General features: G+C 63.9%; 19 protein-coding genes. All 19 read left to right on the top strand.

Features of this window, described 5'->3' with window-relative positions; all coding sequences use genetic code 11:
• Positions 1–3 precede the first annotated feature (3 nt).
• Genes traC through bpln_RS32645 form a run of 19 tightly spaced genes read left to right on the top strand, consistent with a single transcriptional unit; the run spans position 4 to position 20,387 of the window.
• Entirely contained in the window at positions 4–2,604 is a 2,601-nt protein-coding gene (gene traC / locus bpln_RS32735; RefSeq protein WP_055141334.1) for a type IV secretion system protein TraC, read from the top strand.
• Entirely contained in the window at positions 2,601–2,972 is a 372-nt protein-coding gene (locus tag bpln_RS32730; RefSeq protein WP_055141333.1) for a hypothetical protein, read from the top strand. The genes traC and bpln_RS32730 overlap by 4 nt, the downstream gene beginning before the upstream one ends.
• Positions 2,969–3,469 carry a signal peptidase I gene (lepB, locus tag bpln_RS32725; RefSeq protein WP_055141332.1) on the top strand — a complete coding sequence of 167 codons (501 nt, stop codon included), beginning with the start codon at positions 2,969–2,971 and terminating at the stop codon, positions 3,467–3,469. The genes bpln_RS32730 and lepB overlap by 4 nt, the downstream gene beginning before the upstream one ends.
• Before the next feature lie 13 nt (positions 3,470–3,482).
• Positions 3,483–4,121 carry a type-F conjugative transfer system protein TraW gene (gene traW, locus bpln_RS32720; protein WP_055141331.1) on the top strand — a complete coding sequence of 213 codons (639 nt, stop codon included), beginning with the start codon at positions 3,483–3,485 and terminating at the stop codon, positions 4,119–4,121.
• Positions 4,122–4,170: 49 nt separating this feature from the next.
• Entirely contained in the window at positions 4,171–5,211 is a 1,041-nt protein-coding gene (locus bpln_RS32715; RefSeq protein WP_055141330.1) for a hypothetical protein, read from the top strand.
• A complete protein-coding gene (gene traU / locus bpln_RS32710; RefSeq protein WP_055141329.1) occupies positions 5,211–6,239 on the top strand; it encodes a conjugal transfer pilus assembly protein TraU in 1,029 nt (342 codons plus the stop codon). The genes bpln_RS32715 and traU overlap by 1 nt, the downstream gene beginning before the upstream one ends.
• Positions 6,236–7,027, top strand: coding sequence for a type-F conjugative transfer system pilin assembly protein TrbC (gene trbC, locus bpln_RS32705; RefSeq protein ID WP_055141328.1), 792 nt, complete (start codon positions 6,236–6,238; stop codon positions 7,025–7,027). Before traU ends, trbC begins: the two co-directional genes overlap by 4 nt.
• Positions 7,027–8,325, top strand: a complete 1,299-nt coding sequence (locus tag bpln_RS32700; protein WP_055141327.1) for a hypothetical protein — start codon at positions 7,027–7,029, stop codon at positions 8,323–8,325. The genes trbC and bpln_RS32700 overlap by 1 nt, the downstream gene beginning before the upstream one ends.
• Positions 8,322–9,587, top strand: a complete 1,266-nt coding sequence (locus tag bpln_RS32695; RefSeq protein WP_055141326.1) for a conjugal transfer protein TraN — start codon at positions 8,322–8,324, stop codon at positions 9,585–9,587. Before bpln_RS32700 ends, bpln_RS32695 begins: the two co-directional genes overlap by 4 nt.
• Positions 9,584–9,991, top strand: a complete 408-nt coding sequence (locus bpln_RS32690; RefSeq protein WP_055141325.1) for a hypothetical protein — start codon at positions 9,584–9,586, stop codon at positions 9,989–9,991. Before bpln_RS32695 ends, bpln_RS32690 begins: the two co-directional genes overlap by 4 nt.
• A gap of 22 nt (positions 9,992–10,013) precedes the next feature.
• Entirely contained in the window at positions 10,014–10,466 is a 453-nt protein-coding gene (locus bpln_RS32685; RefSeq protein ID WP_148654282.1) for a hypothetical protein, read from the top strand.
• Entirely contained in the window at positions 10,466–11,275 is an 810-nt protein-coding gene (locus bpln_RS32680) for a conjugal transfer protein TraF (protein WP_082465555.1), read from the top strand. The genes bpln_RS32685 and bpln_RS32680 overlap by 1 nt, the downstream gene beginning before the upstream one ends.
• The gene (locus bpln_RS32675) at positions 11,275–12,720 is read left to right on the top strand and encodes a conjugal transfer protein TraH (protein WP_055141323.1); all 1,446 of its coding nucleotides are present in this window, start codon (positions 11,275–11,277) and stop codon (positions 12,718–12,720) included. Before bpln_RS32680 ends, bpln_RS32675 begins: the two co-directional genes overlap by 1 nt.
• Positions 12,721–12,722: 2 nt before the next feature.
• On the top strand, positions 12,723–16,235 hold the full coding sequence (locus bpln_RS32670; RefSeq protein WP_055141322.1) for a conjugal transfer protein TraG N-terminal domain-containing protein: 3,513 nt from the start codon (positions 12,723–12,725) through the stop codon (positions 16,233–16,235).
• The gene (locus tag bpln_RS36475; RefSeq protein ID WP_148654281.1) at positions 16,235–16,936 is read left to right on the top strand and encodes a hypothetical protein; all 702 of its coding nucleotides are present in this window, start codon (positions 16,235–16,237) and stop codon (positions 16,934–16,936) included. Before bpln_RS32670 ends, bpln_RS36475 begins: the two co-directional genes overlap by 1 nt.
• Positions 16,933–17,562 carry a phospholipase D family nuclease gene (locus bpln_RS32660; protein WP_055141320.1) on the top strand — a complete coding sequence of 210 codons (630 nt, stop codon included), beginning with the start codon at positions 16,933–16,935 and terminating at the stop codon, positions 17,560–17,562. The genes bpln_RS36475 and bpln_RS32660 overlap by 4 nt, the downstream gene beginning before the upstream one ends.
• The gene (locus tag bpln_RS32655) at positions 17,559–17,849 is read left to right on the top strand and encodes a hypothetical protein (protein WP_244131999.1); all 291 of its coding nucleotides are present in this window, start codon (positions 17,559–17,561) and stop codon (positions 17,847–17,849) included. Before bpln_RS32660 ends, bpln_RS32655 begins: the two co-directional genes overlap by 4 nt.
• 11 nt (positions 17,850–17,860) lie before the next feature.
• Positions 17,861–19,957, top strand: coding sequence for a zeta toxin family protein (locus tag bpln_RS32650; RefSeq protein ID WP_055141318.1), 2,097 nt, complete (start codon positions 17,861–17,863; stop codon positions 19,955–19,957).
• 10 nt (positions 19,958–19,967) lie between these two features.
• A complete protein-coding gene (locus bpln_RS32645; protein WP_055141317.1) occupies positions 19,968–20,387 on the top strand; it encodes a hypothetical protein in 420 nt (139 codons plus the stop codon).
• Positions 20,388–20,430: the final 43 nt, after the last annotated feature.

Genomic DNA, 20,430 nt, shown 5'->3' with positions numbered 1-20,430 from the left:
CACATGGGCTCGATCCAGGAGTGGGTGGATAGCGCGCGCGGCCTCGCGACGACCTTGGCGAAGGAGTTCGTCTTCGGCACCGACGACGATCTCGGGCCGCCGGCGCCGACCGTCGCCGACCAGCGTCGCATCGATACCGTCGGCTTGCACCAACTGCTGCCCTACGACCAGTACGACCCTGCGACGGAGTTGTACTACAACGTGGGTTCCATCGGCTTTTTACTCGTCGTGGCGCCGCAGACTGGCGCGGACAGCGAGTTGACGCGCACGCTGCTCGGCCTGTACGACACCATGCCGGCAAACCACGGTGTGCAGTGGATGATGCTGGCTGATCCGCTCATCGAGGAGCACCTGGACAGGTACGTGGATCTGCGCCGCACGTATGCGAATAGGGGCGAGGCCCCGCCCTTCTACCTCGAGCAGGCCGAGCGTCGTGCCGCCGCCCTTCGCGCGAACCAGGGGCGGCCGCTCTTCCCCGGTCAGAACTATTCGATCACGGACAAGCGCTTGATGCTCTCGGTCGTGCGCAAAGGCTCAAGCGAGGACGGGAAGGCACGCGAAGAGATGCAGAACCTGCGCGAAGTCGTCGGTGCGACGCTGCGCTCGGCGAGCCTCGCGAGCCGGTCCGCGACGCCGGATGATCTCATCCGTTTCCTGTGGCCTGTCCTCAACCCCGAGTACCTGTTCGGCAATGGAGCCGAAGCCGTCGACCAGAAATACGACCCGGACAGGCCGGTCAGGGACCAGCTGGTGCCCTTTGGCCATCACGCGCGCGTCAAGGCGGAGCACCTGCTCTTCGGTCTGCCGCCGGAGGAAAGGGGCGACGCTGACAAGCGGATCGCGGCGCGCAGCTTCGGCGTGCTGCAGTATCCGTCGAAGAAAGAGTTGTGGGAGATGGGCAATATCGTTGGCTCGCTGTTCAACGATGTCCAACAATATCCCTGCCCCTACCTCATCACCATGGGGGTGATGACACTCGACCAGAATGCCGTCGAAACCCGTGTCGCACTGCGCGGTGCGCGGGCTGCTCAGAACGCGAAGTCGAAGATGGCTTCGTTGCAACCGGAACTCTCGTTACAGGAGCGGGACTGGCGAGCAGTCGGGCTTCAGCTCGAATCGGGTGGCTCGATATGCGAGCTATATCACACGTTGACGCTCTTTGCGCCCCGCGCGGAGATCGAGCGCTGCGTGGCCGCTGCCCGAGGTATCTGGCGCTCTGAGCGGTTCAAGCTGTTTCCGATGGTCACGCAGCAGCTCACCACATTTCTGTCGGCGATGCCGATGTCGTTGACGCAAGATCTGCGGGACGACCTCAACAAGCTTCGGCTAATCTCGACCAAGACAACGGTCAATGCGACCGACATGGCTCCAGTGATTGCGGAATGGGCGGGCACGAGCGGCGATCCAAATCTGATGTTCTATGGACGACGCGGCACGCCGGCGCCAATCGATCTCTACTCGAGCTCGACGAACTACAACGGCTTCGTCGACGGCACATCCGGAGCCGGCAAGTCGGTATTGATGAACGAGATCATCGCCGCATTTCGCGCTGTAGGCGGTGTCGTGCGCCTTACCGATGTGGGCTATTCCTACGAGAAGCAGATAGCCATGGCAGGCGGTCAGTACATCGACTTCAAGCCGGGGTCGAACATCATCGTCAATTCGTTCTCCACCGGAGGGAGCGATGCGGACAACGGCATCGACAGCGAAGTCAAATTCATCCGACCGATCATTGCGAGGATGGTGTCCCCGACATCGCCGATAACCGACCTTGAGCGTGGGCTGCTGGACAAGGCCGTGCGAATGGTCTGGAAGGACTACGGGACAGACGGTAACCCGACACGTGTGCGGGACGCGCTTCTCAGTTTGAAAGATCAGAACGGACAAAAGGAGCGTGTTGCGTACGAGCTCTCCATTAGGCTCGACCCGTTCTGCGATGGCGGTGTGTACGGGCGGTACGTCAATGGACGGACTAACGTCAACCTCAACAATGACGTCGTCGGGCTCGAACTCGAGCACCTTAACAGTGATCCCCAGCTGCGCACCGTGATCATGTTGGGCTTCACGAATCAGGTCACGAATGAGATGTACCGATTCGAGCGATCGCGCAAGAAGCTCTTTCTTCAGGACGAGGGATGGCAGACGGCGGGTGACGACCAGGAGTCGGCGGACTTTACCGAAGAGGGCTACCGACGCGCCCGGAAATATGAGGGCAGCTTCTTCTTTGCGACCCAGGGCATTACCGACGCGGGTATGAACAAAGCCACTCAGGCGGCGTTCGATAACTCGGGCTGGAAATTCCACCTCAAGCAGAGCAATGACACGCTGGCACAGATCGAGCGTGGCGACATCATCGACCTGTCGCCCGGCTTGAAGAAGATGCTCAAGTCACTCTCCCCTGTCCCAGGTCGCTACAGCGAGTTCGTCCTTGTCGACCCGGACGGGGGGCAACACCTGCTGCGCCATATCCCCGACGAATTCACCCTTGCGATGGCCACCACCAAGGGGCCGGATTTTAACTTCATGCAGCGGCTGCGCGACGGTGGCATGTCCACCGAGGATGCGATCCGCGCGCTCATCGAGCACAAACGGAAACCGCGATGATCATCCGCTACGACCTTATTTTGACCGGGCTGCTGACGGCTGTCGGCACCCTGTTGATCCATGCACCGATCGACTACTTCCAGCAGAGCGAGGCTGCCGCGCCGATCGTCGTCGTCGACGTGCAGAAGCTGCTGACCGACGAGCAGGCCACGCAGATCAAGCAGTTCGGTGATGGCGATCCTGCTCACATGACGCCTGAAGCCAAGAGCGCTGCGCTCCAGCAGGCCGGTGATTGGGCCAAACACCTCTCCGACGCTGTCGCGCAATACGGCGCCGAGTGCCGGTGCGTGGTGGTGAACAAGGCCGCGGTCCTCTCGGGGTCCGCACAGGACGTGACACCCGTGATCGCCACGAGGCTCAGCAAATGACCGCGCTCGCGATCCGTCTCCTGCGATATCGGCGCCTGCTGCGCACGCTTGCCATTCTGCTGGTCGCCGCCGGCTTCGGTTGGGGAATCCGACCGTGGTACGCGCTCGGCTTCAACCTGTCGACGAGCCTGCCCGGCACCCTCTACTTCATCGACAAGACGACGCGCGTGCCGCGGCTCGGCGACACGATCGCGTTCCGTTGGCACGGTGGCGCCACGTACCCCGCGGGCGTGACGTTCATGAAGCACGTTGCTGGACTGCCAGGCGACGTCGTGCGGGTGAGCGGCCGCGACGTCTGGGTCAACAACACCTATATCGGCTACGCCAAGCCGCTCTCACTGGCCGGCATGGCGCTGTTCCCGACCGAGGGCGGCGTCATTCCTCCGGGCCACTACTTCGTCGCCACCTCGAATCCGAACAGCCTCGATTCGCGCTATGCGATCTCCGGCACCGTTGCGCAAGACGCGATCGTGGGGAAAGCCTATGAACTCTTCTGAATTCGGCGGCCTTATGGCACGCACCGGCCTGTGGCTTGCCATCGCGGCAATGGTACTCGCGGCCGCCGGCGCGCACTCCGAGGACCTCGGCGTCGTCGGCCCGACCTATCCGATTGCCGAGCACGATGCGGTGGCCATGCTCAAACACCGCCTCGCGCAACTGCAGGCCAGCGGCGGCCTGGCCGCGCTCGAGCAGCGCGCGCGTCGCCGCGCGATGCAGGACATCACCGACATGCCTGCGGTGCCGGGCGTCTCGACGGTGACCGAGTACGCCCAGCGCCTCATCGATCCAACCGTCACGTACTCGAAGCCGGTTCTGAACGACGAGGGAGCCGTGATCGTGCCCGCCGGCACCCACATCAATCCACTCGACATCGTCACGCTGCACGAGCGCCTGGTGTTCTTCGACGGCCGTGACCCAGCGCAGGTCAAGGCGGCTCGCGCGCTGGCCGATCGCGACGGTGCGGCCGTGAAGCCGATCCTCATCGGCGGCTCGTGGCTCGACCTCACGAAGTCGTGGAAACGACAGGTGTACTTCGACCAGCAAGGGCGTCTCACCCAGCGGTTCGGCATCACGCGGGTGCCGGCTGTGATCAGCCAGCGCGGCAACCAGCTGCTGCTCGAGGAAGAGCCGGCCGCACAACTGCGGTAACCGGACCCAACTTATGCGCGACCGATCAAACATGTACGGGGGAACAGCAATGACCGAATCAGCTCGGGTGGATATCACCCAACACGATGTCGTGTCCATCGTGAGCCAGGATCTGGGCTTATCGCACACGCAATCGATGCTGGATGCGATCCAGCTCGAAGCCGGGCGACTCGATTGCGATTTCGTCCAGGAGGGTGACGCGACATTCGTGCCCTTTGAACTGAAAACCGCCCTCGCCCGGTCGATCCCCGAGGCCGACGGTGCCATGGAGCGCGATACGACGCTGGACGCGATTCTCGAGTCGCTGTCCGCGCAGGGCATTTACCTCAAGACGGGGACGAAGACAGACGAACTGCTTCGCGCCGATGCTCGTCGCCAAGCGCAGATAGCCGCGCGCAGGCGAGAGGATGCGGTTGCGGTCGCCTCGGTGGAGATGGGCGACGTCGGACACGCACCGTCGTCCAGCGTTGTCGTGCCTCGAGACACCGCGCAAATCGTTGTCGATGTGACGAAGGACCAGCTGGTCCTGACCGGCGACGACTTCGCGACGACCTACGTTTGGAGGGCGGAGGCCTACGGCACCTTCGTGCGGCGAATTTCCGTGGAACGTGTGGCTTCAGATGCCACGGAGCAGCCGGCTGACCGCTTCCGCATCGTTGCAGGTGATCCGGACTATCCGTCTCACGGCCAGAAAGTCATGGTCGAGAACCTGACATGGGAAGGCGCACTGGATCTGCTGGCGCGGATTCAAGGTGGCATGCGCGTGCATCTCGGCGTTGAAGCCATGCCGGTCATCGGAGATGCATCGGCTACGCAGCCGCAGAGTGCCCGGGACAGTATGGATGAGCCTGTCGAGCGGCAGGTGACAGCCGATCTGCAGGCGGAATTGGGCGACGCATCTGTTCCGCCTAGCCCTAAATGGGATGACTTATCTCTGTTGCAGAAGGCGCTCTGGTTGTTGCTTTGGATGGGGATCGCAATAGTCGTAGTGGCGGTGTTCACGGCCGTGTTTTTTGTCACGTGGTACGGCTGGACTACCTTGGCGTGTGGATACCCGGTCTTCGACCTCCAATCCTTCTTGAGGTGCTAATGCGCGTGATTATCCTGCTGCGCCGGATCGTGCTCGCATTCGCGCTGCTGGGCGGCCTTGGGCTCTCCGCGCCGGCTGACGCTGGCCAGTGCGTGGGCCGCTTCGCCAACCCGGTCACCGACATCTGCTGGGAGTGCGCCTTTCCGATGGCGATCGGTGACGCCACGCTGATCAGCGACGGTCAGGACGACACGTCCAACCCGGGCGGATTCCTGTGCTTCTGCAATGGCACCTTCGGCGTGCGGTTCAGCTTCTGGGAGCCGGTGCGGCGCGTCGACGTCACCCGCTCGCCCTACTGCTTCGTTTCGCTCGGCGGGATCTCGCTCGACCCGGGCATTTCGGCACCCGAGGGTGAGGTACGCCTGCAGCAGGACAACACCCGTCACAGCTTCTACCAGGTCCACTGGTACACCGACCCGGTCATGTACTACACCGAGATCCTGCTCGATGATCCTTGCATGGAGACCGGCAGCTTCGACGTCGCCTATCTCACCGAGGTCGACCCGACCTGGAGCGACGACGACCTGACGATGCTCCTCGAGCCGGAGACCTATCTCTTCGGCAGCCCCGTCGCGCAGGCCGCCTGCGCCGGCGACTGCGTGCTCTCGTCGCTTGGCTTTGGCAGCAACCTGCTCTTCTGGTGCGCGGGCTGCAACGGCTCGATTTATCCCTTCAACGGCCATGTGCAGGCGCACGTGTCGGCCGTGCAGGCGTCATCGCTGCTGGTCGAGCGCATGACCGCGAAGCTCCATCGGGAAGGGCTCATGTGGGGCACCACGGGCGACGGTGCGATGTGCGGCTACTACCTGCAGCCCGTGATGGACAAGACCCAATACAAGTACACGATGCTCTACCCCGTTGCGCAAACCAGCCAGATCAACGGCCAGTGCTGCCAACCCTACGGCCGCACCTCTGCCCTCTGGGGCGCCGGCAAGATGATCCCGTACACCGGCGAGGACTTCGCCTACGAGATCTTCCGCAAGCGCAACTGCTGCCAGGGCGCCAATCTCGGAGACCTCCCCCAATGAACACGACCTATCGCCTCTTCGGCGCTGCGGCGATCGCGAGCTTGATCCTGCCTGTCCTCGCCACGGCACAGACGATTTCGGGGGACGCGCTCGGGAGGGAGCAGCAACGCGTCGAAGCAGGCCGGCATGCGACCTTCGATGCGGCCGCGAGCGGCGCCGCGCGCTATCGGGGGGCGATGCCGGCCACCGGCGCCATCGATGCAGAGATGGCCCGCATCCAGGGCGAACGCGCCAAGCAGATGCGCGACGCCGCGGCCAAGGCGGCTCATGAAGGCAATGACTTCCCCAACATCCCCACGCCGGCGCTCCCGACGGCTAGCGCCGATCCGCTGGCGATCGCCAAACGCTACGAAGGCCGTGTGCAGCGTCGTGTGACCGACTCGTTCGTAGCCTTCGCCAGCTTCTCGATGCCCGACGCGTCGCTCGTGCGCCTCATCAAGCAGATGCACGTCGCCGGCGGCACGGTTGTCTTTCGAGGCTTCAAGGACGACTCGCTGAAGGCGACGGCGGCGGAAATGCAGCGCCTCGGTCTCGCCTCCGGCGGGATCGTGGTCAACCCGAAAGCGTTCACGCAGTATCGCGTTGAGCGCGTGCCGGCGTTCGTCGTCACGCAAGGCGGCGATGCCGATAGCCAGGTCGACAGCAGCGGCTGCGCGCTGCCACAGACCTACGTCTCGGTGTCGGGCGACGTGACGCCGGCCTATGCGCTGCGCAGGATCGTCGACCACAGCCCGGCGTTTGCATCGGACGCTGCGCGCTATCTAACGGCCCTGGGCGACGTCGAGTGATGGCCATCCGAGCCCAACTCGCGCGCTTCGCGCCTCTCGTGATCGCCACGGCCACGGCCGCCTTCGGCGTGCGCGCGCTCGCCGATAGCGCGTCGACGGCCTCCGCGTTCGCCGAAGGGCAACAGGTGGGCACGTCGGGCATGACCAGCGCGAAGGGCACGATCGCAACCGGTGGATCGAACGTTCCGAACTACACCAATCAGGACGCGGACCTCACGCCGCTGTATGGCAACGGTCAAGGTACCCTCGGGCCGGCCGGCACCGGCAAGGAAGCGGACTGCGCGACGCGCCCGGCCAATCCGAGCGCGTATTGGCAGCAGGAATGCGATGCGGTCAACTATCTGGCCAACAAGCCGCCTAACAAGATGCCCCTCGGCGCGAGCGACCCGATCGTGACGGGCAGTTCGGGAACCATCAGCAATCCCGGCACGACCACCGGAACACAGGATTGCCACGACGTGACGTCAAACGTTCCAGCCACCTACAAGCAGGAGACCTGCGAGCAGGCGGTTGGCACGCAGACATACACATGCACGCGCGTGTACAACCCGATCTGCACCGAGCCCTATCAGGATTGCGCATCGGGTGGCGTGCTCGAGGGCAGCTTTAGTGGCGGGTTTGCATCCCGGCTCGCATCAAACTCGGCACTGTGGAATTTCGGCGCCGACACCGGGTATCACGACAACACCGGCTACACCGGCTTTACGCAGTACGCGTCGATGTCGTTCACGATCCAGAACCTAAGCCAGATCGGCACGGCCGTGCTCAGCAAGGTCACGGCCAACAACACGCTGCGCAGCGTGGACATCAACGGCGTGACGGTCTATTCGGACGCCCCCGATGGCGGCCGCGTGCTGCAGTGCGCGCCGGCGCTTCTGCCCGGCGCCACCGGCGGTGGAAACGACGGGACGTCCGGAACACGGAGCCAAGGCTATCTTGCCGCACCGTTGGCGGGCGCCACCTTTGTGAGCAACCTCGGCGCGAGTGGCATCAGGAATGTTTGTTCCGACAAGACGGCGTTCAAGGCGGATGGCGGGCTTACCGAGTATCAGAGCTTCTTTACCTTCCAGAGCCACTACGAGGGCAACCCATCGACCGTCACGCCAAGCACGGACATCCGCCCGTACCTGCACGAAGGCGTGAACACCATCGAGGTCCAGGCGGCGATCGGCGGCTACGGCGACGTCGGCGGCGGTGAGGCGATCGCGCAGCTGACTATCAACCAGATCTGCACTGCCGTGTGCACGCCGAGTTGGAACGACCAGTGTGCCTCCTTTGAACAGAGGGCCGCGCAATGACGATCGCCCTTCGCTCTCTTTTCTGTTCCGCGCTGCTGGCGATTTTGCTTGCCGCCCCAGGTGCCGCGAAGGCAGTCCCAACCTGCCAGCTTACCGGCGAGACCTGCGTCGAGCCCGCCGGCACCCGGACCATCAACGGCATACCGGTCTATGCCGACTGCTGGAACTACCAAGACACGTACCAGTGTCAGGCCGCGGATGCCGTCGATGACTGCGCACCGCTTCGGCAGGAAGGCTGCGGAATGGTTGGGCAGCAGTGCCTCTCGTACAACGACGCGTCCCCGAGCACCTGCGACACCTGGCAGTACACCTACCAATGCGTCGACACGCCCGCGCACACGACGACAGTGACGCAATGCACGAACACGATGTGCGCGCCTGGTGCCGGCTGCTTCAACTCGTCGAGCCCTTCGGATAACGCGCTCGGCCAGGTCGTGTCCGGCCTCGAGACGGGGCGCGAGGCGGGTGCCTACGGGGTCGACGCGTCCGGCAACATCGACATCTTCAAGGGCTACGACAGCAGCTGCTCGATCAAGGTCCTTGGGGGCGCCGAGATCAAGAGCTGCTGTACAACGAATGGTGGCGGCGGCGCCTACACGAACAATGCAATCACGGGCGCCGCGGTCAGCGCGGGCCTGTCGATCGCGGGTACGACCGTGAAGCAGGGCATCGCGCTCGGCTCAAAGTACGTCTACGACGAGCTTTACCAGACCGTCGACAGCACGATCGTGAATGCGGGCCTCAATCAAATGGGAGCGTGGGCCTCCAACGTGCTCAATTCCGCCGGCACCTTCGGCGCATACGGGTTCCAGTTCTCGTTCTCTTTCGCGAACGGTTTCCAGTTCGTCAGTTTCAACCCCTATGCCTTCGCCGCCGCAGTCGCTATCCAGCTGATCGAGTCGTGGCTGACCTGCACGCAGGACGAGCAGGTGCTTAGCCTCAAGCGTGGCCAGGATCTCTGCGTCCAGTACGCCCAAGGTTGCTCATCGAAGGTGCTTGGCGTGTGCGTTGAGGAGAAGAAAAGCTACTGCTGCTTCAACTCGCTGATCGCGAAGATCGTGAATCAGCAAGGCAAGGCGCAGCTTGGCCTGCCCTTCGCCGGTTGCAGCGGCCTGACGGCCGACCAACTGCAGCAGCTCGACTTCTCGAAGATCGACTTCACTGAGTTCGTCAACTCCATCCAGTCGAAAGCTGTGGATCAGGGCGCGATCCTGCAGACCATCCAGCAACAGATGACCACCGGCAAGGGAGCTTCCCAATGAGCCGCCGCTACCACCTCGCTGGCGGCATCGCGCTGCTGGTGTTCTGCCAACTCGCCGCAGCGAGCAGCTACACGTCGCTGGCGCCGATCCTCGCCGATGCCATCGACCACGGCTCGTCATACGGCGCGCTGCGTGGGCCGTTGGCCGATTCGCTGACCCGCCAGCTGACGGCGAACGGGCCGGTCTATGTCTCGGCCCGGCCGATCGTGGATCTCCCCCGCGCGGGCTGTAAGCGGCTGGACGTCGTGTTCGACATCCGCGGCGTGCAGACCCCGGCCGGCGAAACCACCGGAAGGCTCGACATGCAGATGAATTACTGCCGAGACGGCGTCCCGCCGATCGGCCTCGGCGATGACCGTGCCGGTGCCGGCAGGCAGGCATCGTCTGGCGCTGTCGCCCACTAGTTATGCGAGAGAGAAAGAGACCATGTCTACACCATCTAAGCGTTTTTTCGAAGATTCCTCGCGTTGGCTTGGCCCGCTGCTTACAAGCCTTCCGATTTATCTGAGTCGAATGCTCTTTGTCGTGATCCTCGAACCGCTGGCGACACTGTCGTTGCTAGTGGCTCTTTTCAGCCCTGCGCCTTTCATCGAGTCCTCACAGGCGGCATGGCAGATCGCAATCGGTTCGGCGGCCGCAACCACGCCTGCTGTCCTGCGCATCTGCGAAGACGCGTCACCACGGATAGGCCACTGCGAACGCAGCCACACGATCGAGGTCCCGCTCTCTGCTCTCGCCGTCCGTTCCGCAGCTGTGCTTCGCGAGACGTATTTCTTTCTCGTATTAGTCGGATTTCTCGTGGGCTTAAAGCTCTGGAGACCGACACCGTTCGGGCTGTACTGGCGCGGCCGGCTGCGCGAGAGCCGAGGGGACCAGTGATGGCGCGAAAACTCATCAGGCTCGCCATCGCGGCCGCGCTCGCCGGTGCGGCGGTTTGTCCGACGCTCGGGATTGCCGACGGCGTCGATTACCCGTCCGCGTGGCAATGCGACGGTCAGGCGAAGTTCAACTGGTACTGCGATGACGACGACAAGCCGGCCGCGCCGGCGATCGCGAGTGCGGCCGCGCCGGCGGACCCCGACGACTTCTCCCGGTTCAAGACCGCCGACGAGATGCGCGAGGCGCTCAAGCACCGGCTCGACATCGCGACGATGGATCCGACCGAAACGAACGTCAAATCGTACAAGCGGCTCGAGCTGTATGTGATGGCCAAGAGCGCGACCTACGCCGACGTGTCGCGGCGCGTCGTCTGGCAGAACCCGGACCTCGACTACTCGCTCAAACGGCCGACCAACAATGTCGCCGTCCACACCTATGACCAGGCGCGCGATAACGATCAGGACGCGCAGCTGCGCGCGCTGGCCGATAAGCATGGGTTGATCTTCTTCTTCCGGCATGACTGCCCGTACTGCCACGCTCTCGCGCCCACCATTCGCTTGCTCGCGGACCGGTACGGGATCGACGTGTTGCCGGTGTCGCTCGATGGCCAGGGCATTCCGGATTTCCCGAACCCGACCGCGGACCACGGTCAGGCCGCGATCTGGGGCGTGCAGCAAGTGCCGGCCCTATTCATCGCGTCGAAGGAAACCGGCGACCACGCCATGATCGGCTCAGGCGTCCTGTCGCTCCAGGACATCGTCGATCGCATCTTCGTTCTTACCGCTTCGAAGCCTGGGGAACTCTTCTGATGAAACCGTCCCGTTGGGTCGCCGCGTTCGCCGCTGGCGTGATCGCATTCAGCCCCATCGCCTCCGATGCGATGTCGATGCAGCAGGTATTCGATTCCATCAACGCGATGGGCAACGTATCCAGCCCGCGCGTCCTGCAGGGCGAGACGATGAACATGTACAGCGGCGGCAGCGTCTTCATGCGCACACCACACAAGACCTACCAGCTCGCGAGTGTGACGGCGCCGTCGTGGGGCGCTGGCTGCGGCGGGATCGATCTCTTCACCGGCGGGTTCAGCTTCATCAACAAGGAGCAGTTCGTCGCCCTACTGCGCAACATCGGCTCGAACGCGCTCGGCTACGCGTTCAAGCTCGCGCTGCAGAACCTCTGCCCGACCTGCGACAACGTCATGCAGTCGCTGCAGGCGATCGCCAAGGACATCAACCGGATGAACATCGACTCGTGTCAGGCGGCCGAGGGCGTCGTGAATGCCGTGACGCCGGACACCTGGAAGAAGGAGCAGGCGAACCTCGCGGACACAACGGGGCCGTTCATGAACCTGTATTCGGACATGACGGACGCCTGGTCGAACACCAGCAACAACGCCACGCAAGCCGCCGCGACGATCAATACAGCGACCGCGCAGAACCCGAACCTCGCGGCTAAGCAGCCCTACGGCAACGTGACGTGGCAGGCGTTGCTCCAGCTGCCGGACCTGAGCACGTCCGATCGCGAGTTCCTGATGTCGCTGGTTGGCACCGTGATCTTCCCGAACCCCTCTGATTCGAACGGCACGGAAGTCAATCCGGTCTTCCTTCCCCGCATTGGCAGCGTGACCGTCGAGGAACTCGTGGGCAATGACCCGGCCAGCGCGAGCACGGACACCATTCAGCTCTACCAGTGCGACGAGACGACGAAGTGCCTTAACCCCTCCACCCAGGAAGTGCAGTTCACCACCTTCAGATCGCTGGTTCAGACGAAGCTGCAGCGCATTGTCGACGCGGTTGCGAACCGGTCGGCGCTGGCCAACCCTACCGACACGTTCCAGTTCTTGAGCATGACCGACCTGCCGGTCTACAAGATGATCGCGGTCGGCACGCGGCTTAACAACAGCGCCGTGGCGGATCAGATGCTGGCCACCTACCAATCGTTGATGGCCGCCAAGTACGCGGAAGCCTATATCCGCGGGTCAGCCGAGGATCTGCGCCGGGCGATCGCGCGCTACAGCACGGTCAGCACCAGCACCTCGCTGTTGAACCAGACCACGCGCATCAACGAGAGCATTGACTCGGTCGAGCGCGAGGCACGTGACGTCGTCATGGAGGCCTTCCGCCAGACATCGAACGCTTGGTCGCTGGTGGAGGAGCTTCAATCCATGGAGCGCGCGATCCACAGCAGCATATCGCCCTCGCTGCGTAACTCGCTCGCCTTTGGCCAGACCCTGACCTCGGGGACGACGCAATGAACATGGAAATCGACACGTACGGGAACGTCGACACGCTCTACTACGTGTTGAACGGCGTCGCATCCTTCATGGGCAGCGGCTCGTTCAGTGGCCTGATGCGCTTCACGCTGCTGAGCGGCCTGTTGATCGCGCTCGTCGCGGCCATCGGGCGCAAGAGCACCGACATCGTGAAGTGGTTCGCGAGCGCGATGCTCATGACCCAGCTGGTCGTCGCGCCGGTCGAGAACGTGTTCATCACGGACGTGACCGGTATCGAGCCCACCCGCGAGGTGGACCACGTGCCCGCCTATCTGGCCGCAATCGCACAGGCGAGCACCACGGTGTCGAGGTCGCTCACCCAGGCGTACGAGACGGTGTTCAGCGTGCCGGACACGTTGGGGCTGCAGAAGGGCGATCTCGGATTCGGGGTCTCGGTACTCCAGAAGGTGAACCAGGCGCAGGTCGTGGACCCCGGCCTGCAGGCGGACTTGATGCAATTCTTCAAGGAATGCACCGTCTACGACATCCAGGACGGGGCGATCAACCCCCAAACGATCATGAGCGGCACCGATCCGTTCAACACCGTCTTCACCCAGACGAGCCCGGCTCGCTACGTGACGACCAACACGCTGACTGCGAGTCCGACGACGGACACCTGCTCGGCCACCGGAACGCTGCTGCTGATCCGCGTGACGGACGCGGAGCAAAACGCAGAGCAGATCTACGGCAAGGAGATGTATCCCGATATCAGCGACGCGTCGGCCGCCAAGGCGGCATTTGTCAACGCGATTGGCGACTCGTACGGCTTCATTCTGCAATCGTCGCAGAACGCTTCGTCGGCGCTGCGCCAAGCGATGTTCAACAACGTCTGGCGTCAAGCCGGTGCCGAGCTGCCGGCGATGCTCAATGACCCGGGCCGCGTTGCCGAGGTGAACGCGCTGATCAGCTCGGCGCAGGCCGGTGTGGCCGCCAACGGATCGATGACGACCACGATGATTCTTGCGAAGGAAGCGCTGCCCACGTATCGCAATTACATCGAGGCGATCCTCTATGCCTTGTTTCCGATTGTGCTCGTCCTTTCCCTGATCGGCGGGGGAGACGCGGCAAAGCGAACCCTCGGGGCATACGCCAAGATCCTCCTGTGGATTGGGCTCTGGCCGGTGATCTTCGCGATGCTCAACGGGCTTTCGTTGATCCACCTGCGGAGCAAGATGCTGGCAATGTCACTGCAGGCTGGCGTTCCGTTTGGAATGGCACCGAAGTTCAGCAGCACGTTGTTAGACGAACAAGCCTTGCTCGGCTACATGATCGTTACGACTCCCGTCATCGCGTGGGGCATCATCAATGTCGCGAGTTGGAGCGCAGAGCGCCTCGCCTCGCTGGCGACAGGGGCCTTCACGACGCCGGCTCAGCAGATCGGCGGCCAGCAGGCCCAAGGTGACGAGAACATCGGTAATAGCCACCTGGACAATTCGTCGGTGGGCAACTCGACGCGCAATGTGATCTCGGCGAACAAATACGACACCTCGGGTCTCTATCGGGCCGGGTCCGTGACCGTCGAGCAGGGCACGGGTTCGTCGTTCACGAACTTCGCCAACGGGCTTATCACGCGCAGCGACTCTCAGAGCAGTTTTGGATTCGGCGCGACGGCGCAGAGCGCGACGGAACGTTCCCTCGGCACCGACACATCGACAGGCATCTCGGCCAGCCGAACGAGTTCTACGTTCGCGGGCTCCGAGCGGGTAGCCTCTACGACCAATACAGTTGGAAATAGCTCTGATAGAGCGACGACCCAGAGAAGTAGCGACGACGCGAGTAGTGGCACGAGAGGCTCCCAGACCGAGGCGACTGATCGTCGACGGGCGGTCGAGCAGCAGGCGACCGACAGCTACGAGCATTCAACGTCAGGAGAGACGAACTGGCGCCTTGGAGCTGATGCTCGAGCCGGTTTGGGCGCAGATAAGTCCTTTGGTGAAGGAAATCCGGCGAATGCTGAGACTGCCGGAACGCCAGGGCAGACTTCCAATGGACGTGCCGGTACGCCAACCACCCGGCAGAGCAGTACGCCCGCGGGGGCCGGCAGTGCATCAACGAACAGCGAAGTATATGACCTGCAGAAAGAAGAAGACTTGGTGCGTCGCGCGACGGCACTCGGCAAGTCTCCGACAGAAATCGAAGCGCTGCGTAATGGGTATCGAAGCAAGACTCGCGCCGCGGCCGCTATCGCCGGCGAGGGAGAGGGCCGTGGAGGATTCGGCGGCAAGCTCGGCTTTGACCTCGATCTGGGTGGGGGATACGCGCAGCGCTTCGTGAACAGCGATACCCAACGGTTCGCCGATCAGCGCACCAGTCAAGAGGGCGAGACCTCGAGCGAACAGATCAGTCGGGAAGGCTCTCAAACCCACTCGGAGGCTACTGCTGAAGAATCCGGGCAGCATGCGCGGAACGAGCAGTCAGCCTCCCTGACCGAACAAGCGTCCTCGGGAATGCGCGATTCGGCGGATACGTCCCGTTCATCGGATCTTCGTCAGAGAGGCTCGACTCAACAAGTCTCGCGTCTCGAGCAAACACAGAATCTGCTTACCCCGGCGCATCTACGTGACGTCGCCACGCGCAACGGCATGAGCTACAGCCGAATGATGACCCTCCCCGAGACCCAGTTGAGACAGCTCATCTCGGACGACTCGGCTACGCGGGAGATCCTGCGCCAGAACTCCGCTGTGCCCACGAGAGCGCTAAATGGCGGCCGCCTGCCCACGACAGAACGCGCCGTAGTCAGTCAGGGAGCAGGTACGCCGCGCTCCGATGTCGCAGCGAGTTTCGAAAGGATGGCTACCAATGTGGGCAGCACTGATACGACGCCCGTAGAGATAAACACCCTGGCACCGCGAGTCGTACGGGATGCGCACGATCGTGTTGATGCGATGGAAAGCCGCATCGGTAACGACGCCGAACGTCCATTGACTCGGGTCCGTGAGAAGGTCGACCTTCCGGACGCAATGCAGAGGTTAACGGAGCCGGAAAATGACGCGGCGCGCGCCTTGCCCGCGAGGTCGGATGCATACCGCGCGGCTGCAAGGAGAGAGAGCCTCGAAAATGCTGGCGGCGGGTCGCGCAATGCGCCAAATGCTGGCTCGCAGCAGGTACCCGGGGACGTTGCGCACGGCATGAATCCGCAGAAACTATCCGACGCGGACATCAAGATTGTCGAGGTGGGCCAAGCTGAGGCACCTCGCGGGAACGTAGGCGAGGCAACTGCGGCAGCCGGTGCAGTTGTCGACCGGCCGCCGTCCGCGGCATCGCACAAGGTGAACGCCTCGGCGTCACCTGTCGTGGCGGCCGGGTCTACAGACGCGATGCCTCCGCCGGAGCGGGTCGGGGATTCAGCCAATTTGCCAATTGTCGACGGCGCACAGAGACCGTCCGCGTTTGGCGGTCAGGAGAGCGGGAAATCACCCGCCACCTCGCCCTCACCTCAACATAACTTCCAAGACCAATTGAAAAATGGGCCTGGCCGGCCTACTGGAGATCAGTGATGACGGGTTCGATACTCATGTTCCATTCGGTAGCTGAGGCTACTCGGGTCGGCGATCGAGCCAGCGAGGAAGTCGTGCTTGGGTGCGAAAAACTCGCGATTAGTGGGGTGATCAAAAAACTCGTCTGCGTCCGCACGACTATATCGGCCCGTCCGCGGCACAAGTCGAATATCGCCACGATGGCACCCGAGCGCGATACTGACTCCGACGCAAACGATGTTGGCGAAAGCGCTTCCCAAGCCGACGAACATCGGTTCGAAGCCGATCGCCACGCCCAAGCCAGCGGCGGTGACAAGCCCGATCACGAACACTCTCGAGCTGTGGACGTAAATGCGTCCGGAATTCCGAAAGATCATGTTCGTGAAGATGAGATTCAGTCCACCGAAGGCGACCAAGAAAGCTACCAAAAACAAGTAATCGGGGAAGCGGCTCATGCGCGATGTCCTCTGGCGAAGATAGTGTTGACGCTACGCCCAAAAAGGCGTAGCAGCAAGTCATTCTTCGAAAACAAAATCAAGCAATCGTTCGACGCACCGGCAAGTGCCGATCGCCCGCCACGAGCGGTGAGGCGCGCGTTCGTTGCTGCGCTCACGCTTCCGGTGCTTTCCCTTGCGGGATGCGCTGGTCATGCCGACTTCTACGGTTGCGGCGCACCGTACTCTTCCTCCCAAAAGTCGGGTCTCGTGGGGAGGCCGGCATGAAGTTCTTGCTCGTCCTCGCCTTCGCCTGCGTTGCCGGCTACCTGATCCTGCACGATGGTTCAGGCCCGGGCCTGGGCGGAATCACGTCGTCCGTCACTCACCTCACCGACTCACTGCACGGCCATGTCGGTGGCGTTGCCCACTCCGAGGGCAGCCAGGCCGGTGATCGTGCGTCTGTTCAGTTCGCTACCTGCCCGGATGGGCAGGGCGAGGCACTCGTGCTCAGCGTCATCGACAGCGCCCAGTCCGAACTCGTCGTCGCGGCCTACGAACTCACGAATCGCCACATCGTCAGCCACCTCCTGGCTCGCGCGCGCGCCGGCGTGCAGGTGCGGGTCGTTCTCGATCGCTCTCAACTCGACGGCCGCGGCTCAAAGCTCCCCGAACTCGCGGCCGCCGGCATCCCGGTGCGGATCGATCTCGCGGTTCCGCTCATGCACGACAAGTTCATCGTCGCCGATCGCGATACCACGCAGACCGGCTCCATGAACTACACGGAGGCCGGCGCGCGGCACAACGCCGAGAACGTCCTCGTCATCTGGCATCACACGGCCGTGGCCGCGGCGGCGCTCTCGGCGTGGACGAAGCTTTGGGACGAATCCCAGCCCTATCAGGATCGTCCATGACTCCCCTTTCCGCACCTCTCACAACGTTGGAGACCATGATGACATCCGTCGATTACGAAGTGGCCTGTCAAATTCTTGGCCAACTCATTGCGCACCAGGTGGCCGTACTTGCCCATGAGGACATGCAGCGTCAGCCGGACATCGAGCGGGCGACTGCGGCCGACGCGGAGCGCAAAGCATTGGTTACCTTGCGCGATGCGCTACAGCCGTACGATAGCCAGGCGATCCAGTTCGTGCTGAGCGAGTTCGGGCCGCGTGCGCGCCAGCTGAACGCGGACCGCAGCTGATCGGGGGCGACATGGAAACCATCCCTGATCTCGTCCTCCAGAGGGCGTACGCGCGCGTCGAGCGCGAAGCGTTGGACGCAAGCCGTGAGCAGGCTGCCCCGCGCGCTGTCTTGCTTGGTGGACAGCCGGGCACCGGCAAGACGGCGCTCGCGCGCCAGGCGGTTGCCGAGTTTGGTGACCGCGGCGGCGCAGTGCTGATCGACGCCGATCGCATGCGCGAGAACCTGCCGCAGTACAGCCAGTTGCTACGGAGCGATCCGCAGCACGCGGCGGACCTTACCCATGCGGCCGCCGGCGCGTGGGCGGGCCGGCTGACCGACGCGGCATCGACCGCTCGTCGGCATCTCGTCGTCGACGGCACGATGCGCAATCCCGACAGCATCCGCAACCTTGCACGGCGGCTTACCGAGCGCGGCTATGCGGTCGAGGTGCGCGGCATCGCGATGCCGAAGGACGTCTCGCTGACCAGGGCGCAACTGCGAACGGAGCGAGAAATCGCCCTGACGGGCGTCGGTCGCGTCGTGAACCCGGAGCAGCACGATCAGGCGTATGCGGGGATGGTCGAGACGATCGCGCTCCTCGAGCGCGAGAAGGCGGTCCACCGCGTCCAGATCCTCGACCTTCGGCATCGCGAGGTCTATCGCAACGAACTCCGGCAGGGCGACTGGCAGCTGGCGCCGGCGGCCGCCGAGACAGTGCGGGCCGAGCGCGATCGCCCGCTGTCGCGTGAGGACGCCGGCCAACTGGTCCAGATGCTCGGCGACGTCATGGCGCTGCGTATCGCGCGCGGCGCGCCGACGCAGGATGTGCGAGAGGTCGGGTTGCGCCGAGAACTCGCAGTCGAACAGCGGCAGGCGCAGGAGCCAGAGGGCGAGCGGCTTGGCCTCGGTCAAGGCCAGCCGGCGCCTGCTCAGCGGAGAGTCGAGGAGCGGGAGTCTCGCGAGCGCACGGCGGCACCGTTAGATCTGCGTGCCGCGCTGCTGTCGATGACTCGTGATGTGCCCATCCTCGGCGGGCCGGTCCCCGATCCCATTGCGCACCAGATCGCGTCGTCCCCCTCGCTTGCTGCGCTCGAGGCGCGGCTGCAGGCGCAGGGTATCGGTCGGCTCGAACCGATCGGCGCCGGCGCCTCGTCGGTCGTCCTCGCGGCCGACGACGGCAAGCAGGTGGTGCGCCTCGGTGTCGGCGACCTTGCCGCGAGGCCGCGCATCCCCGAAGTGCTGCAATCGACTCTGAGCGGCACCGAGGGGGCGCTGCGCTACGAGATCCTGCCGCGCGCGGACACGGCCGGGGTCCAGGCCAAGGACGTCGCGCGAATGGAAGCCGACCTGCTCAAGCGTGGGTACCGCTGGGGCGACCAGGGGATCGACAACCTCGGTGTGGTCGACGGGCACCTCGTGGTGATTGATCCGGGCGGCGTCGAACCGCTGGATGTCGATAGGCAAGCGTCCGCCTCCGCGTCCCGCGAGCCGCAATCCGCCAATCAGGCGCTGCTTGGCAAGATGCGGCAATCGCCGACGCTTGGCGGCACCGACACGGCACGCGTGGAGCCGGACGTGAGCGTGGCGCGCGCGCCGCGCAGGCCCGAGGCCAATCCAGCCCGCGACCGCGAGCGGGGCGAGGCGTTCGATACGCTCGGCCGGGATCAGGCGCTCGCGCTCTTCCCCGAGCTGGATGCCGCCTACCACCGGCTCGCCGAGCGTACCGCCCTCTCGACCGAGCCGGGCGCAGAGCAGGAGCGCGCCGACTTGTCCGCGCAGATCCGCCGCGGCGACCTTCCGCGCGACGCGGTGCCGGACGAAGTCTCACGGCACGCCATCGGGCTCGCCGGCGCGCGGCAGAACCTGATCCTGCGCGATGCGGGCGAATTGGCGCGCCCGTACCGGGGCGAGGTGCTCGCGCAGTCGTCCAACCACGCTCTGCTCAAGATCGGCGAAACGGTCGGAATCGTCTACCCACGCGAGCGCCTCTCGCGGGACGTCGAGGTGGGCGAGCGGGTGGCGATCCAGTATTCGGCCGACAGCGCGCTGCACCAGGTCAAGGAGCACGACCAGCACATCGAGCACGCCGGACACGCCCACGAACACCAGCATTCGCTCGAGCGATAGGAGGCAGCCCGTGTATCCGTTCCGGCGCCGCGCGCGCATTCGCCCTCTGCCCTACCCGGCGCACTTCTACCGCGCCGAGCTGCGCCACACGCGCTGGCGCATGTGGACGAGCCCCCGGCTGCTTCGCATCGAGATCAGTTGGGCCTTTCGCTATCTGGCGCGTCTGGTCGTGCTCTGTTGGCTTGCGTGGGCGCCCGCCCTCTTCTTGTGGGCGCAGCTGCTCGCCAACCGCCTGGATCTCGGCCGGCCGATCACGTTCGTTCCGGGCGACTGGATCCGGATGTACGTGCTGACTGGCATTGCCGTGACGGCGCTGTGGGCCTGCGTGCAGCCCTACGTGAGCTACATCGACCTGCAGGTGCGCCGGCACATGAACGAATGGCAGTACCGGTTCCGCGAGGCGCAGCTGCGCGCGGGGCATTTTGACTGAGCAGCAGACGAACTTTCCACCATCGATAACGCAACGAGGCAGA

Origin of the sequence: Burkholderia plantarii (assembly GCF_001411805.1) — a bacterium.
Taxonomy (GTDB): Bacteria; Pseudomonadota; Gammaproteobacteria; order Burkholderiales; family Burkholderiaceae; genus Burkholderia; species Burkholderia plantarii.
The sequence above is the reverse complement of the archived record's forward strand: the minus strand, read 5'-3'. Positions and strand labels throughout refer to the sequence as shown.